Raw genomic sequence first — 15,205 nt, forward strand, 5'->3', positions numbered from 1 at the left:
CGACGAACTCCTGGGCAAGGACGACCCCAGCGAGGTCGCAAGTCAGTAGATCTTTTCAATGAAGACAATACAGAAGGCCGCCCAATGCAGCCTTCTGTATACAAGTACCAAGATTACGCGGCTTCCTTTGCAGCGGCCGTGCCACGCTTGAAGTTCAGCCGGTCCGAGCCGGCAAGGATCTTGATCGTCGATCCGTCCGGGAACTCGCCCTGCAGCATCTTCTCCGCCAGCGGGTCCTGAAGATATTTCTGGATCGCCCGCTTCAGTGGCCGCGCACCGTAGGCCGGATCGTACCCCTTGTCGGCAAGGAAGGCGCGCGCTTCGTCCTCGAGCTCGATCGTGATCTTGCGCTCCGTGAGCAGCTTGCGCAGCCTTCCGAGCTGGATATCGACGATCGCGCCCATCTCCGAGCGCCGCAGCCGATGAAACAGGATGATCTCGTCGACCCGGTTCAGGAATTCCGGGCGGAAGGCGGCTCTGACCACCTCCATCACCTGGTCGCGGACCGCGTCGCTGTCCTCGTTCTCACCGAGCCCGGTCAGGTATTCGGCACCGAGATTCGAGGTCATGATGATCATCGTGTTCTTGAAGTCGACAGTCCGCCCCTGGCCATCGGTCAGGCGTCCGTCGTCGAGCACCTGCAGGAGCACGTTGAAGACATCCGGATGCGCCTTCTCGATCTCGTCGAACAGCACGACCTGATAGGGCCGGCGGCGGACGGATTCGGTGAGTGCGCCGCCCTCCTCATAGCCGACATAGCCGGGAGGCGCGCCGATCAGCCGGGCGACCGAGTGCTTCTCCATGTATTCCGACATGTCGATGCGCATCAGCGCCGTCTCGTCGTCGAAGAGAAAGCGGGCAAGCGCCTTGGTAAGCTCGGTCTTGCCGACGCCGGTCGGCCCAAGGAAGATGAACGAGCCGATCGGCCGGTTCGGATCCTGCAGCCCCGCACGGGCGCGTCGGACGGCACGGGAGACGGCCTGAACGGCATCGCCCTGCCCGACGACCCATTTGGCGAGTTCGTCTTCCATCCTCAGCAGTTTTTCGCGCTCGCCCTCGAGCATCTTGTCGACCGGAATGCCGGTCCAGCGCGATACGATATGGGCGATGTTGTCCGGTGTGACGACCTCCTGCACCATGGCGTTGGCGCTCGAACCATCCTGGCTCTCCGCGTCGGCGAGCTCCTTTTCGAGTTTCGGGATGACGCCATAGGCAAGCTCGCCCGCCCGCTGGAATTCACCCTTCCGCTGGACGACCTGCAACTCATTGCGCGCCTCGTCCAGCTGCTTCTTGAGGTCCGCGGCCCGCCCGAGCTTGTGTTTCTCCGCCTGCCAGCGCGCCGTCAGCGTCGCCGCCTGCTCCTCGAGCGCCGCCAGATCGAGCTCCAGCTTGTCGAGGCGGTCCTTCGAGGAGACGTCGGTTTCCTTCTTCAGGGCCTCGCGCTCGATCTTCAGCTGAATGACACGCCGGTCGAGCTCGTCGAGCTCTTCAGGCTTGGAGTCGACCTGCATCCTGAGCCGCGACGCCGCCTCGTCCATGAGGTCAATCGCCTTGTCGGGCAGGAAACGGTCGGTGATGTAGCGGTTGGAAAGGGTCGCGGCGGCGACCAGTGCAGAATCGGAGATCCGCACCTTGTGGTGCTGCTCGTATTTTTCCTTGAGGCCGCGCAGGATGGAGATCGTGTCCTCGACGGTCGGCTCCTCGACGAACACCGGCTGGAACCGGCGGGCGAGCGCCGCATCTTTTTCGACATGCTTGCGGTATTCGTCGAGCGTCGTCGCACCGACGCAGTGCAGCTCGCCGCGCGCCAGCGCGGGCTTCAGGAGGTTCGAGGCATCCATGGCCCCGTCCGCCTTGCCGGCGCCGACCAGCGTATGCATCTCGTCGATGAAGAGGATGATTTCGCCCTCTTCGGAGCGCACTTCGTTAAGAACCGCCTTGAGCCTCTCTTCGAACTCGCCGCGGTACTTCGCACCGGCAATCAGGGCGCCCATGTCGAGGGCCATTAGCCGCTTGTCCTTGAGGCTCTCCGGCACGTCGCCATTGACGATCCGCAGCGCCAGGCCCTCGGCAATCGCCGTCTTGCCGACGCCCGGCTCGCCGATCAGCACCGGGTTGTTCTTGGTCCGGCGCGACAGCACCTGGATCGTGCGCCGGATTTCGTCGTCCCGGCCGATCACCGGGTCGAGCTTGCCGTCCCGCGCTTCTTCGGTGAGGTCGCGCGCGTATTTCTTCAAGGAATCGAAACCCTGCTCGGCATTGGCGCTATCGGCGGTCCTGCCCTTGCGGATCTCGTTGATGATCTGGTTGAGTTTCGTCGGTGTGACGCCGGCTTTCGTCAGAATCGATGCGGTCGCGGCCGAGCTTTCGATCGCCAGCGCCAGAAGCAGGCGCTCGACTGTCACGAAGCTGTCGCCGGCCTTCCTGGCCGCCTCTTCCGCTGCCGTGAAAACCTTGGCGAGCGGTTGCGACAGGTAGACTGAACCGCTGCCACCCGTCACTTTCGGAAGCTTCGCCAGCGCTGCGGCCGTGCCGGCACGTGCCTCGCGGGCATCACCACCGGCGCGCTCGATCAGCGACGCCGCCATGCCTTGTTCGTCGTCGAGCAATACCTTCAGGACGTGTTCCGGCGTGAATTGCTGATGCCCTTCCGCCAATGCATGGGTCTGCGCAGATTGCAGGAAACCGCGGACGCGTTCGGAATATTTCTCGATATTCATGTCTTGCCTCCATAGCCCGGCTAGCCCACTCCGTGGCACCGGCCGGCGTTTCAGGATCAGGCTCCCGCATTCGGCAAGCCTGTCATTTCAAGCTCGTCCCCGCCTTGCGCGGGATCAAGCCTTCGAAGCGGAATATGGGGCGATATTTCCGGAAATTAAAGGGCGTCGGAAAGCGGCGTTCCGCGAATCTTGCGGCCCTAGCGCTTCGGCCCGAAAATCGAAATCGATTTCGGGAAGCACGATGCGTAGATTCAAAGTGTTACAGCGTCCTTTGCGCGTCTGAAAAGACGCGCGGCGCTGTAGGCGACGGCAATGCGGAACGGCGTCGGGTAGCGGCGGACATGCAAGAAGCCCGGCCGTCGGGCCGGGCTTCGAAATCACGAATAATCTTGTGGTTTCGGCGTCTATTCCGCCAGAGCCGGAGCGTCGCCCGACGGCTGTTCTTCGGCCGCAGGCTCATCCGCGGCATTGCGGCGCGGCTGACGCCGCGGCCGGGATGCGCTGCGGCGCCGCGAGGCCGAGCGGCCGGAAGCCGCCGACGTTTCCTCGTCCATCGCGACTTCGGCGGGCATGCCTTCGATCACCGGCTGCGGGCCGGATCCGTCGATCACGGGTTGCGGCTCGCTCACGGCCGGCGCCGCGGCGGCAGCAACAGCAGCCGCAGCCGGCTCGGCGTAGACCTGATCCAGATCGTCCTGGTCGCGGTCGATATCGCGATCCTGGTAGTCCTGGCGCTCTTCGCGCTGGAAGCGGTCCTGCATCTGGGCCTGCGCCGCCGCAATGATGCGGTTGTAGTGTTCGGCATGCTGCAGGTAGTTTTCCGCCATCACACGATCGCCGGAGCTCTGGGCGTCGCGCGCAAGCGCTGAATATTTCTCGGCGATATGCTGGGCAGTACCGCGAATCTTCACGTCCGGGCCGGAGCTGTCGTAGGTCCGCGTCAAGGGGTTGGATCCCTTGCGGTTGTTATTGTTGTTATTTCCGTTGTTGTTGTTCCGCCCACGGCCGCGCTTGTTCTGCTGTCCTGGCCTCATAGTCCATTCACCTGAATTGTCTTGATAATGATGATCATATGGTTCCGAATCCCGGCCGGATGGTCCGCGCCCGAGAAAACACGCGCCACGGCAGATCGCCTGTTTTGCGATCCCGGCGCCGGCTGACGTCAAATTAACAGGTACCCGCACAAGGCACTGTTGAACCCTAGCAACTCTTTCTTGAGAGCAATCCCCGTGGCCAGGTCATACTGGAACGAATCTTTGGTCCATGACCTTCTGCCCAGTGCGTGGCCGCAAACTAGCCCGCTTCCTTGGGGATTCCAAGCCCTTTCTTTGCTCTTCGAGAAAAGAGAGACGCGAGTGCAGCATTTTTTCAACGGTCGTGGCTGCCTTTGACGTCCTGCCCAAATATCAGGACCCGGTCGTTGCCGCCGAGGTCCTTCGAACTGTCGAGCAAGCGAAAGCCTTGCGCCTCGAACAGCGCCGCTACAGCCTGCTTTTGATCGAAACCGATTTCCAAGCCTATTACGCCGTCCGTTTCAAGATGGCGGCCGGCGTCAAGAGCGATGGCACGGTAGGCATCAAGCCCGTCAACTCCGCCATCCAAGGCGGCGGCCGGATCGTAGCATCTTACTTCCGGCTCAAGCTCGGTTACGACATTGGAACGGATATACGGCGGATTTGAGACGATCACGTCGAACCGTCCCTCGACCGCCTCGAACCAGTTGCTTCGAAGCGTCTGGTACCGTTCTGCCAGCCCGTTCTTCTGCGCGTTTTCCCGCGCCGTTGCTAAGGCGTCTTCAGATATATCGGTACCGACGCCGCGCGCGTCAAGTACTGCGGCGAGAAGGGCAAGACAAATCGCCCCTGTGCCGGTTCCAAGATCGATCAGCCGGCAGCTTCCCTTCCTGGCGGCAATCCGCCGCATGTGAGGTATCAGGCAATCGACCAGCGTTTCGGTATCCGGCCGCGGCTCCAGCGTATCTTTCGAAAGCTTGAAGGTCAGTCCATGGAACTCGCGCGCGCCGAGGATGCGGTAGACCGGCTCGCGCGCCGCGCGGCGTTCGATGGCAGCACGGATACGCGCTGCATCTGCCGGATCGACCGGCTCCCCTCCTCGCGCCATCAGGCCGGCAAGCGACAGACCGAGGACACCGGAAATCAGGTGACGGGCATCGACCGCCGCGTCCCGGATGCCGGCTGCCCTCAACCGATCGCGGCTCTCGCCAACAACGCTGTCCAGTGTCTCAGGCATCACCGGCTCAATTCTGGCGCTCGCCGAGCAGGGCGAGCTGGCTTGCCTGGTAGTCGGCGAGCAGTGCGTCGACGACCTCGTCGATTTCGCCTTCCATCATCCGGTCGAGCTTGTAGAGCGTCAGGTTGATGCGGTGGTCGGTGAGGCGGCCCTGCGGGAAATTGTAGGTGCGGATGCGCTCCGAACGGTCGCCGGACCCCACTTGGCTCCTGCGGTCCGCCGACCTTTCGCTGTCGGCACGCTGACGCTCCATGTCAAAGAGCCGCGAGCGCAGCACCTGCATGGCCTTGGCGCGATTCTGATGCTGCGATTTTTCCGAGCTCGTGACGACGAGGCCGGTCGGCAGATGGGTGATGCGGACCGCCGAGTCCGTGGTGTTGACGTGCTGGCCGCCCGCCCCGGAAGAGCGCATCGTGTCGATCCGGATATCCTCGGGCCGGATTTCGATGTCGATCTCCTCGGCCTCCGGCAGGACGGCAACGGTCGCCGCCGAGGTGTGGATGCGGCCGCTCGCTTCCGTCTCCGGCACCCGCTGCACCCGATGGACGCCGGACTCGAACTTCAGCCGCGAGAACACGCCGCGCCCGGAGACGGTGGCGATGATTTCCTTGTAGCCGCCGGCCTCGCCGTCGCTGGCCGAAAGCACCTCGACGCGCCAATTCTTGCCCGCGGCGTAGCGCTCATACATACGGAAAAGGTCACCGGCGAAGAGCGCCGCTTCCGAGCCGCCCGTACCGGCGCGGATTTCGAGGATGGCACTTTTTTCGTCGGCCGCATCTTTCGGCAGGAGCAGGATCTGGATCTCCTGCTCAAGCGCTTCGATCCGCTCCTCGACCTCGGGCTTTTCCAACTCCGCGAGGTCGCGCATCTCCCTGTCCGTCGCCCGGTCGGCAAGCATGGTCTCGATATCGGCAAACTCGGCCGTTGCCTTCTCGTAGGCGCGGATCTTCGTCACGACCGGCTGGAGTTCGGAATATTCCGACGCGAGTTTCACATAGACATCGGCCGAGGGACCGGCGGACATCCGCGCCTCGATCTCTGCGAACCGCCGTTCGAGCTCGCGCATCTTTTCAACGGGAAGCTTTGCCAACTCTCACCCCAAACAAGTGTCACTCCAAATGCATCCATCCCGTCCAGACCTGGTCCAGACGGGACAACGACGCTCTCGATCAATCTATACCGGTATGCCGTTCACCGCCGCGAAATCGACCAGAAGCTGGCGGACCGGCGTCTCGGATCTTACATCGTCCAGGGCGGCATTGAGGACATCGGCCAGCTTGTCCGCATCGAGCGCAAGCAGCATGGCCTTGACCGGACCGACGGCGGTCGGGGCCATGGATACCGACCGGAAGCCGAGGCCGAGCAGCGCCATGGCCGAGAGCGGCTTGCTCGCCATCTCGCCGCACAGCGTCACCGGCGTATTGTTGCGTTCGCCGGCGCGCACGATGTCGCGCAGCATCCTCAGGAACGGCCGCCCGAGTATGTCGAACCGGTCGGAAACGCGCGCATTGCCGCGATCGACCGCCATGGCGAACTGGAAGAGATCGTTCGAGCCGACCGATACGAAATCCACTTCCGTCATCAACTCGTCGAGCTGCCAGAGCAGAGCCGGCACCTCGAGCATGGCTCCGAACTGCAGCTTGCGCGGCAATTGCTCGCCAATTTTCGACTGCCGCTCGATCTCCTTCTGCAGGAGGTCGCGTGCCACCTTGAGCTCCGCTACCTCCGTCACCATCGGCAGCATCAGCTTGAACTCGGCGCCGGCCGCGGCGCGCAGCATCGCCCGGAATTGCGTGCGCAGAAGACCCGGGCGGTCGAGCGATAGCCGGATGGCACGCCAGCCGAGCGCCGGATTTTCCTCTTCCGCCGCGCGGAAATAGGGAACGACCTTGTCGCCGCCGATATCGAGCGTGCGGAACGTCACCGGCTTTCCGCCCGTCTGCTTGAGGACGTTGCGGTAGAAGGCTTCCTGCTCCTCCGCCTTCGGCATCGTCGAGGCGATCATGAACTGCAGTTCAGTGCGGAACAGGCCGATGCCCTCGGCGCCCGCCTCGTTCAAGTGCGGCAGATCGACCAGCAGCCCGGCATTCATCTGCAACGTGATGCGCTTGCCGTCCTTCGTCAGCGGCTCGACGTCTTTCAGCGCCCTGAATTGCGCCTGACGGCGGGCGCGGAAGCGCACCTTCTCCTCATAGGACCGCTGCAGATCGGCGACCGGCCGCAAGTGCACCTTCGCATCATCACCATCGACGATGATCGCATCGCGGTTCTCGGCAAGCGCCACGGCGCCCGCAGCCTGCCCGACCACCGGAATGCCCATGGCGCGTGCGACGATCACCACGTGGCTTGTGACGGCGCCCTCCTCCAGCACGAGGCCACGGACGTTCTCGCGCGGATAATCGAGCAGTTCGGCCGCACCCATGGCGCGTGCCACGATGATCGCGTCGGTCGGGAAGTCGGCGGCCGAGAGCTTGGCGCCATAGCCGGAGAGCTGGCGCAGCAGCCGGTTGGCAAGGTCGTCGAAATCGTGCATCCGCTCGCGCAGATAAGGATCCGTCAGGCGGATCATCCGCGCCTTCGTCTCGCTTTGCACGCGCTCGACCGCCGCCTCGGCCGTCAGGCCGTTGCGGATCGCTTCCTCGAGCTTCCTTACCCAGCCGCGGTCATGGGCGAACATGCGATAGGTTTCGAGCACTGCGCGATGCTCGCCCTCCATCGAGACGTCGCGCCTGGACAGCATGTCGTCGATCGAGATACGCAGCGACCCGAGCGCCTCGGCGAGACGCTGCAGCTCGTGCTCCGTGTCCTCGTTGAGCAGGTTGGTGACGACGATCCTCGGCTCGTGCAGCACCACATAGCCAAGGCCGATGCCTTCGCCATAGCTGTTGCCTTCAATCGAGACGGGGCGTGAAAGGTCCAGTTCGAGGCCGGGCTTGGTGATTTTCTTGAGCTCGCCGGTCGCCACCATCTCGGCAAGCACCATGGCGGTCGTTTCAAGCGCCTCGACCTCGTCCTCGCGATAGTTGCGCATCGCCTTGTTCTGTACGACGAGAACGCCGAGCGCGCGCCCGGTGCGCAGGATCGGCACGCCGAGGAACGAGTGGTAGATCTCTTCGCCGGTCTCGGGGAGATACGTGAAGGCGGGATGCGCCTGCGCGTCGGAGAGATTGAGTGGCCGCGCCGAGGCGGCGATCGTGCCGACGAGGCCCTGCCCCATCTTCAGTTGTGCCAGGTGCACCGCGGTCTTGTTCAGACCTTCGGTCGCGTACAGCTCGAGCACGCCGTCGGAGCGCAGCACATAGACCGAGCACACTTCCGCGACCATGTTCTGCGCAATCTGGCGCACGATCCGGTCAAGGCGCTCCTGCGGCTCGAGCGGTTCCGCCATGAGCTCGCGCAACCGCTTGAGGAGAACGCGCGGACCCGCGGAAAGGTCTCTCATCGCGTAGGGTCTCCCGAATAAGAATATACGACGGCAGGTGATGGGACGCGCGAGCTTTGCCGGCCGCGAATCCCAAATCGAATGCCTGCTGTCTAACTCTTATCCAGACCGTAGGCGGAATGCAAAGTGCGAACGGCCAATTCCGCGTATGGACCGTCGATCAGGATGGAAATCTTGATCTCGGAGGTTGTGATCGCCTTGATGTTGATGCCCTTGTCGGCAAGCGCGCGGAAGGCCGAGGCGGCAACGCCCGCATGGCTGCGCATGCCGATGCCGATGACCGAGACCTTGACGAGACCGGCCTCGGACTGGACAACGTCGTAGCCGATCTTTTCCTTGTTGTCGGAGAGCACCTTCAACGCCTTGTTGACGTCGCCGGACGGCACGGTGAAGGTCATGTCCGTCTTGGAGCCGTCTTCGGAAATGTTCTGGACGATCATGTCGACGTTGATATGGGCTTCGGCGAGCGGCCCGAAGATCGCAGCCGAAACGCCCGGCCGGTCGGCCAGGCGACGCAGCGAGATCTGGGCTTCATCCTTGGCGTAGGCGATGCCGGTTACGACTTCCTGTTCCACGATCTCATCCTCATCACAAATCAGCGTTCCGGGCGGGTTCAAGAGGTCACCCATGCCCGGCGCATCGGGATCCTCGAAAGAAGAGCGCACGAAGGTACGCACCTTGTGCACCATGGCGAGCTCGACCGAGCGCACCTGCAAGACCTTGGCGCCGAGAGAGGCCATTTCCAGCATTTCCTCGAAGGCGATCTTTTTCAATCGCCGCGCCTTCGGCTCGATTCGCGGGTCGGTCGTGTAGACGCCGTCGACATCGGTGTAGATGTCGCAGCGATCGGCCTTGACGGCGGCAGCGATCGCCACGGCGGATGTATCGGAACCGCCGCGGCCAAGCGTCGCCAGACGGTTGTCCGGACCGAGCCCCTGGAAGCCGGCGACGACGGCCACCTGGCCCTCGCCCATGCGGCGGATGATATCGGCGCCCTCGATGTCGAGGATACGGGCGGCGCCATGGGCGTTGTCGGTCTTGATCGGCAGCTGCCAACCCTGCCAGGAGCGGGCGTTGATGCCCATCGACTGCAGGGCGATCGCCAGCAGGCCGGACGTTACCTGTTCGCCGGAGGCAACCACCGCATCATATTCGCGCGCGTCATAAAACGGGGCATTCGAACCAGCGACCTTCGGCATGTTCTCGACCCAGCCGACCAGCTCGTTGGTCTTGCCGGACATGGCGGAAACGACGACCGCGACCTCGTGGCCGGCATCGACTTCGCGTTTCACATGGCGGGCGACGTTGTGGATGCGGTTCAAATCCGCGACGGAGGTTCCGCCGAATTTCATCACGATGCGTGCCATTTCGCCTCTACCGTACCATCATGTTTCGCGCCTGCGCTCGACAGCGCTCCCGCCGGCGCCTGACGATCAAAAAGCTTTGAAGAGACTTCTCGCAGATCGGTCAGCCACCGTTTTCACGGAGCAGAAAGTCGCGGCGTCTCTTAGCGGATCAGGGGGCGGCGTGCAATGGGAGGGCAGAGGAAGACTTGGGCGTCGGATCCATAGTGCTTCAATAATAAAACCGCTTGTATTATTGATTCAGTTTTGCAATCCTGGAGCCATTGCCGCAGCGAAAGTCGAGCGGCCATGCTCAACGGGAGGAAGGACAATGCGCAAGGTCATCATGTGGGACATGGTCAGCGTCGACGGGTTCTTCGAGGCGCCGGGGCACGACATCGACTGGTTCGTCTTCGAGGACGAGCTTGCCGCCTATATCGGCGAGACCCAATTGGAAGCCGGCACCCTGCTCTTCGGTCGCGTCACCTACGAGATGATGGCCGCCTATTGGCCAACGGCCGAAGGCGACATCGCCAACTTCATGAACGGTGCGGAGAAATTCGTCTTCTCGAAGACGCTCGAGAGCCCCGACTGGGGCAACACAACGCTCGTCTCGGGCGACGCCGTCGCCGAGGTCGAGCGCCTGAAGCAGCGCGATGGCGGGGCGATCTTCATCTTCGGCAGCGCCGATTTTGCTGCCACGCTGACCGCCAAGGGGCTGGTCGACGAGTACCGCCTGGGCATCAATCCGGTGCTGCTCGGACAAGGTACGCCGCTCTTTCAGAACATTCCCGAACGCACGAAGCTGCAGCTCGTCCATGTCCGCCCGCTGAAGTCCGGCGTCGTCATCCTGCACTACCAGCCGGCCGCCGCTTGAACGGTTCGGCCGTCGACCCTTGACAACGCGCGTCGATCGTCCGACTTCACGTTTCGACGGGCGAAGGTCGGCGACCGACGCGATGCTTCCGCCCGGCAACGCGAGGAGGCTCCGATGAGCGAGACGGCACGCACGACGATCGACCAGGGCGAGGTGGACCGTTTCTCGGCGATGGCTGCAGAATGGTGGGATCCGACCGGCAAATTCCGTCCGCTGCACAAGTTCAATCCCGTACGCCTGGCCTATATCCGCGACAAGGTATGCGAACAGTTCGGCCGCGACCCGAGGAGCCCGCGGCCCCTCGAAGGCCTGAGGCTGCTCGATATTGGCTGCGGCGGCGGGCTGCTTTCCGAGCCGATGGCACGCATGGGAGCGGACGTGCTGGGTGCTGACGCTTCGGAAAAAAATATCGGCATCGCCAAGACGCATGCGTCGGGAAGCGGCGTAACCGTCGATTATCGCGCTGTGACGGCCGAGGCTCTTGCCGACTCCGGCGAGAGTTTTGATATCGTCCTCAACATGGAAGTCGTCGAGCATGTCGCCGACGTCGACTTCTTCATGACGACCTGTGCCCACATGGTTCGCCCCGGCGGCCTGATGTTCGTCGCCACCATCAACCGCACGCTGAAGGCGGCAGCCCTTGCCATCTTCGCTGCCGAGAACGTGCTTCGCTGGCTACCGCGCGGTACCCACCAATACGACAAGCTGGTCCGCCCGGAAGAACTGGAAAAGCCGATCGAAGCCAGCGGCATGCAGGTCACCGACCGCACCGGCGTGTTCTTCAATCCGCTCGCCAATCAGTGGAGCCTGTCGAAGGACATGGACGTCAACTATATGATCGTCGCCAGACGGCCGCTTTGAGAGCGACCAGAAAGCTCCATCAATTCGTGTCGTCCGGAAGCACCGGCAGCGGCGCGATCTCGATGCCTTCCTCGAGCAGCGCCGTCGCCTCTTCCGCGGTCGCCTTGCCGATCAACCCACGTTGGTCGGCCTCGCCATAGTGGATCTTGCGGGCCTCCTCGGGGAAGCGCTCACCGACGTCTTCGGCGTTGGCACGGATCGTTTTCACCATGTCCCGCAGCTTGGCGATGGTTTCCTTCTGCGCCTGGTCCATGACCAGGGCCTGCCGTGCTTCCTTCTTGCGTGCAGTGGAAACGGTGGGCGCCATCAGTTGCTTGCTGACGGAGCCGGAACCGCAGGTGGGACAGGTGACGAGATGATCCCTGGCCTGCCGGTCGAAGTCGTCGCTCGACGAGAACCAGCCTTCGAATCCGTGGCCATTGTCACAGGAGAGATTGTAGCGGATCAAGCTGCCACGCCCCCTTTCCCTGCCGCAACCACTTCATCGAGCACGAAATCGCGGGCGTTCTTGAGATTGGGGATGCGCTCCCGCGCGCCACTGACCGCGGCCACGTCGATCTCCGCGACGAGGACGGCTTCACCGGTCGGGCCGGCCTGGGCGAGCACCCTGCCCCAAGGGTCGACGATCATCGAATGCCCGAAGGTCTCCCGTCCATCCTCGTGCCGGCCCGCCTGGGCAGCGGCGATGACGAAGAGGCCGTTCTCGATGGCGCGGGCCCTGAGCAGGACCTCCCAATGCGCCTCGCCGGTCTGGCGCGTGAAGGCGGCCGGCACCGACATGATCTCCGCGCCGGCGACCGCCTGCTGGCGGAAGAGCTCCGGAAAGCGCACGTCGTAGCAGATCGCGAAACCCAATTTGCCGAAAGGAAGATCGACCATCCGTGCCGTGGCGCCGGGCCGGTAGACGGCGCTCTCCCGCCAGCTCTCGCCGTTGTCGAGGTCCACGTCGAACATGTGGATCTTGTCGTAATCGCAGATCTTCGCCCCGTCCGGTCCGAACAGAAAGCCGCGGTTGGCAACCTTGCCGTCCGGAAGACCGATCGGCGTCGAACCGACGTGCAGATAGACGCCAAGCTCGCCGGCAAGGCGCGCCGCCTCGCGAACGACGAGATCGTTGGCTTCGTCTCTCAGCACCGATCGCAGCCCCGCCCGATCGCGCTGCAGGACACCGGTCATCTCAGGCGTCTGAATGTAACTGGCCCCCGCGGAAGCGGCTTCCCGCACCAGCTTCGCCATCGTTTCCACATTCCTTGCGGGATCGACGCCGGAGCACATCTGGACGGCCGCAGCCTTGAACGTCATCGCTCTCTTCTCCCGAGCCGAAGGACCGGGCCGATGCGACCCGGATCATGCCTTCCAATTTTCATACGATACAGCGTAGCCCGTTCGGGCACGGCATCCAACTCAGGCGGCGAGCAACGCGTCGAGCTTGCCGGCACGATCGAGCGCATGCAGATCGTCGCACCCGCCGACCGGGACGTCGTTGATGAAGATCTGCGGAAAGGTCCTGCCGCCATTGGATTTTTCGATCATCGTCTGGCGAAGCGCCGGGTCGTGGGTTGCGTCGTGTTCGACGAAATCGACTCCCTTGCTCTCCAGAAGTTGCTTGGCTCTCACGCAATAGCCACAGAACTGACGCGTATAAATGACGACCGAAGCCATAGTCTCGAATTGCTCCTTCACCGGCATCGTTGCCGGACACTTTCGTCATATAGTCTCGGGCATCGCCATTGCAAAGGTCAAGACCGTGACATCTCCGGCCCCCGCCCGCTTCAGCGCGCGCGCCGCGGCCGAGACCGTTGCGCCCGTCGTATAGACGTCATCGACGAGCACGACGCGTTTGCCCTCGATACTGGCCCTGGCGCTTTCCGGTACGGCAAAGGCGCCACGAACATTCTCCTCGCGTGCCCGCGCGCCGAGCCCGACCTGCCGGCGGGTGCGCCGGACGCGCCGAAGCGCCTCCGGCCGATAGGGCTTGCCGGCGCGCTCGCAGAGGCAGCGCGCGAGTTCCGCCGACTGGTTGAACTTTCGCCGCCAGAGCCGGAAGGCATGGAGTGGCACCGGCACGATGATGTCCGCCGCCGCGACGGCGCCATCGCTGGCCCGGATCATCCATTCGGCCATCATGGCTGCGAGATCGGTGCGGTCGCGATATTTCAGGCCGTGCACCAGATCGCGGGCAATTCCCTCGTGAAGGGAAACGGAACGAAGCCGGTCAAAGACCGGCGGATTGGCGATCGCCTGGGGCGAAACCGCACCCCGGCCCGGATCGATGGCGAAAGGGGTGCCGAGGATTTCGCAATAGGGTCGCTCTATCAGGCGCAGCCCTGCCCAACAGGAGGGACAGACCGCATGCGCGTCGCCCGTCAGCCGGCCGCATCCGCAGCAGACTGGCGGAAAGACGAGATTGACCGCCGCAGCTCCAATCGCGCCGAGAAGCGATCGCCAACGCCTTGCCCGATTTCTCCAACCAGCCCGTTCCATAAGGTTGACTTTGTTCCCTTCTGGGTTTCTTTGCATCCGTGATTTCGGAGAGAGTATCGTGGAAATCATCTTTGACCAGAGCCTCGTCGAGGCGCACCGCCGCCGCGCGCTCCACGGCGGAGACACCAAGGCGGCCTTCCTTCTCGACATCGTCGCGCAGGAACTGGCCGACCGCGTCAGCGTCGTGGAACGGCATTTCGACAAAGCGATGGAATTGCACGGCTACACGGGCGCGACGGCGCTTCGCCTCGCCGAAACGGGCAAGGTGGGCACCATCGAACGAGTGGAAACGGACGAAGGTTTCGGATCGTCCGATGCACCGGTCACCCTTGCCCCGCTCGAGCGCGTCCCCGCCGAAGTGCAGTCTCTCAATCTGCTGGTGTCGCCGCTGTCCCTGCATCTCACCAACGATACGCCCGGCATGTTCATTCAGGCGCGTCGTGCCCTTAGGCCGGACGGCCTGTTTCTTGCCGCGATCCCCGGGAGCGGCACGCTGCAGGAGCTGCGCGAAGCCCTGCTGGCGGCGGAGTCGGAACTCACCGGCGGAGCAAGCCCGCGGGTGGTTCCCTTTGCCGACGTGCGCGACATGGGCGGGCTTCTGCAGCGTGCCGGCTTCGCCCTGCCGGTGGCGGACGCCGAGACCTACACGGTTCGCTACGGTTCGCTCTTCGGGCTTCTCAAGGACTTGAGGGCGATGGGCATGACCAATCCGCTTGCAGCGCGAAGCCGCAGGCCCGTGCCGCGGCGTTTCTTCCTGAGAACAGCCGAGATCTATGCGGAACGCTTCTCCGACCCGGACGGCCGGATCCGCGCCACCTTTTCGATTATATATGTCTCGGGCTGGGCACCGCACGAAAGCCAGCAAAAGCCGTTGAAGCCGGGTTCGGCGAAGCAGAGGCTGTCGGAGGCGCTTGGGGTACGAGAGCACGCGCTCAAGGATCCGGGCAAGCCGTCGTGATCCGCGACACCTCTGCCTGCCTCGCTCAGGATTGGTTTAGGCCCAGGAGTTCTCGATCGCATCGGCGATGAGGGTCAGCACATTCTGCAGTTCGTTCGAGAAGCCCTGAAAACCGAGGAGGAGTCCGACGGAAATCAAAGCCGCGATGAGACCATACTCGACGGCGGTCGCACCATCTCGGCTGCGAACGAGAGATCTCAACTTGTCCATGCGTCCTCCGGCCCCGTGACGGTCGCCGGCGCCCTCGAGGAACACCAGTTGACCGTCGAT

15 protein-coding genes (1 of these 15 cut by a window edge) are annotated in these 15,205 nt (G+C 63.4%); 4 read left to right on the plus strand and 11 right to left on the minus strand.

Annotated elements, in window-relative coordinates; genetic code table 11:
- Window positions 1-49 carry the final stretch of a M23 family metallopeptidase gene (locus RHIBR816_RS0104705; RefSeq protein ID WP_018235380.1) on the plus strand. 1,907 nt of this gene lie to the left of the window's left edge, so the window shows 49 of its 1,956 coding nt (coding positions 1,908-1,956); its start codon lies off the left edge, out of view; its stop codon occupies window positions 47-49.
- Between the two features lie 64 nt (window positions 50-113).
- On the opposite strand, the gene clpB is transcribed toward RHIBR816_RS0104705, so the two are convergent.
- From clpB to RHIBR816_RS0104735, 6 genes are all read right to left on the minus strand, one after another.
- Window positions 114-2,720 (minus strand): ATP-dependent chaperone ClpB, encoded by a 2,607-nt coding sequence (clpB, locus tag RHIBR816_RS0104710; RefSeq protein ID WP_018235381.1) that lies wholly within the window; start codon window positions 2,718-2,720, stop codon window positions 114-116.
- Between the two features lie 404 nt (window positions 2,721-3,124).
- Window positions 3,125-3,754, minus strand: coding sequence for a DUF4167 domain-containing protein (locus tag RHIBR816_RS0104715; RefSeq protein WP_018235382.1), 630 nt, complete (start codon window positions 3,752-3,754; stop codon window positions 3,125-3,127).
- Window positions 3,755-4,088: 334 nt separating this feature from the next.
- On the minus strand, window positions 4,089-4,970 hold the full coding sequence (gene prmC / locus RHIBR816_RS0104720; protein WP_018235383.1) for a peptide chain release factor N(5)-glutamine methyltransferase: 882 nt from the start codon (window positions 4,968-4,970) through the stop codon (window positions 4,089-4,091).
- 7 nt (window positions 4,971-4,977) lie between these two features.
- Window positions 4,978-6,060 carry a peptide chain release factor 1 gene (prfA, locus tag RHIBR816_RS0104725; RefSeq protein WP_026186642.1) on the minus strand — a complete coding sequence of 361 codons (1,083 nt, stop codon included), beginning with the start codon at window positions 6,058-6,060 and terminating at the stop codon, window positions 4,978-4,980.
- 84 nt (window positions 6,061-6,144) lie between these two features.
- Window positions 6,145-8,412 (minus strand): phosphoenolpyruvate--protein phosphotransferase, encoded by a 2,268-nt coding sequence (gene ptsP / locus RHIBR816_RS0104730; RefSeq protein WP_018235385.1) that lies wholly within the window; start codon window positions 8,410-8,412, stop codon window positions 6,145-6,147.
- 92 nt (window positions 8,413-8,504) lie between these two features.
- Complete coding sequence (locus tag RHIBR816_RS0104735) at window positions 8,505-9,779, minus strand: aspartate kinase (protein ID WP_018235386.1); 1,275 nt, start codon at window positions 9,777-9,779, stop codon at window positions 8,505-8,507.
- A 307-nt stretch (window positions 9,780-10,086) separates the two neighbouring features.
- Between RHIBR816_RS0104735 and RHIBR816_RS0104740 the strand changes: the two genes are divergently transcribed.
- Both RHIBR816_RS0104740 and ubiG read left to right on the plus strand, forming a co-directional pair.
- Window positions 10,087-10,632 (plus strand): dihydrofolate reductase family protein, encoded by a 546-nt coding sequence (locus RHIBR816_RS0104740; protein ID WP_018235387.1) that lies wholly within the window; start codon window positions 10,087-10,089, stop codon window positions 10,630-10,632.
- A gap of 114 nt (window positions 10,633-10,746) precedes the next feature.
- On the plus strand, window positions 10,747-11,493 hold the full coding sequence (gene ubiG, locus RHIBR816_RS0104745; RefSeq protein ID WP_018235388.1) for a bifunctional 2-polyprenyl-6-hydroxyphenol methylase/3-demethylubiquinol 3-O-methyltransferase UbiG: 747 nt from the start codon (window positions 10,747-10,749) through the stop codon (window positions 11,491-11,493).
- A 19-nt stretch (window positions 11,494-11,512) separates the two neighbouring features.
- On the opposite strand, the gene RHIBR816_RS0104750 is transcribed toward ubiG, so the two are convergent.
- The 4 genes from RHIBR816_RS0104750 to RHIBR816_RS0104765 form a co-directional block, all read right to left on the minus strand.
- On the minus strand, window positions 11,513-11,941 hold the full coding sequence (locus RHIBR816_RS0104750) for a DUF1178 family protein (RefSeq protein WP_018235389.1): 429 nt from the start codon (window positions 11,939-11,941) through the stop codon (window positions 11,513-11,515).
- A complete protein-coding gene (locus tag RHIBR816_RS0104755; protein WP_018235390.1) occupies window positions 11,938-12,795 on the minus strand; it encodes a carbon-nitrogen hydrolase family protein in 858 nt (285 codons plus the stop codon). The genes RHIBR816_RS0104750 and RHIBR816_RS0104755 overlap by 4 nt, the downstream gene beginning before the upstream one ends.
- A 102-nt stretch (window positions 12,796-12,897) precedes the next feature.
- Window positions 12,898-13,155, minus strand: coding sequence for a glutaredoxin 3 (grxC, locus tag RHIBR816_RS0104760; protein ID WP_034815962.1), 258 nt, complete (start codon window positions 13,153-13,155; stop codon window positions 12,898-12,900).
- Window positions 13,156-13,200: 45 nt separating this feature from the next.
- Window positions 13,201-13,977: a ComF family protein gene (locus RHIBR816_RS0104765; RefSeq protein WP_018235392.1), complete on the minus strand. Its 777-nt coding sequence runs from the start codon at window positions 13,975-13,977 to the stop codon at window positions 13,201-13,203.
- 58 nt (window positions 13,978-14,035) lie between these two features.
- Here RHIBR816_RS0104765 and RHIBR816_RS0104770 point away from each other — a divergent pair, with 58 nt between their 5' ends.
- The gene (locus RHIBR816_RS0104770; RefSeq protein ID WP_018235393.1) at window positions 14,036-14,935 is read left to right on the plus strand and encodes a hypothetical protein; all 900 of its coding nucleotides are present in this window, start codon (window positions 14,036-14,038) and stop codon (window positions 14,933-14,935) included.
- A 36-nt stretch (window positions 14,936-14,971) separates the two neighbouring features.
- Here the strand turns inward: RHIBR816_RS0104770 and RHIBR816_RS0104775 are convergent, their stop codons facing one another.
- On the minus strand, window positions 14,972-15,145 hold the full coding sequence (locus RHIBR816_RS0104775; protein ID WP_018235394.1) for a Flp family type IVb pilin: 174 nt from the start codon (window positions 15,143-15,145) through the stop codon (window positions 14,972-14,974).
- Between the last annotated feature and the right edge of the window lie 60 nt (window positions 15,146-15,205).

This window comes from Ensifer sp. BR816, assembly GCF_000378985.1.
Classification (GTDB): Bacteria; Pseudomonadota; Alphaproteobacteria; order Rhizobiales; family Rhizobiaceae; genus Sinorhizobium.

Coding starts and splice junctions, on each gene's coding strand:
- RHIBR816_RS0104735 (WP_018235386.1), bottom strand. CDS start 9,779: ATGGCACGCATCGTGATGAAATTCGGCGGAACCTCCGTCGCGGATTTG.
- clpB (WP_018235381.1), bottom strand. CDS start 2,720: ATGAATATCGAGAAATATTCCGAACGCGTCCGCGGTTTCCTGCAATCT.
- ubiG (WP_018235388.1), top strand. CDS start 10,747: ATGAGCGAGACGGCACGCACGACGATCGACCAGGGCGAGGTGGACCGT.
- RHIBR816_RS0104755 (WP_018235390.1), bottom strand. CDS start 12,795: ATGACGTTCAAGGCTGCGGCCGTCCAGATGTGCTCCGGCGTCGATCCC.
- RHIBR816_RS0104775 (WP_018235394.1), bottom strand. CDS start 15,145: ATGGACAAGTTGAGATCTCTCGTTCGCAGCCGAGATGGTGCGACCGCC.
- RHIBR816_RS0104765 (WP_018235392.1), bottom strand. CDS start 13,977: ATGGAACGGGCTGGTTGGAGAAATCGGGCAAGGCGTTGGCGATCGCTT.
- RHIBR816_RS0104740 (WP_018235387.1), top strand. CDS start 10,087: ATGCGCAAGGTCATCATGTGGGACATGGTCAGCGTCGACGGGTTCTTC.
- prmC (WP_018235383.1), bottom strand. CDS start 4,970: ATGCCTGAGACACTGGACAGCGTTGTTGGCGAGAGCCGCGATCGGTTG.
- RHIBR816_RS0104715 (WP_018235382.1), bottom strand. CDS start 3,754: ATGAGGCCAGGACAGCAGAACAAGCGCGGCCGTGGGCGGAACAACAAC.
- grxC (WP_034815962.1), bottom strand. CDS start 13,155: ATGGCTTCGGTCGTCATTTATACGCGTCAGTTCTGTGGCTATTGCGTG.
- ptsP (WP_018235385.1), bottom strand. CDS start 8,412: ATGAGAGACCTTTCCGCGGGTCCGCGCGTTCTCCTCAAGCGGTTGCGC.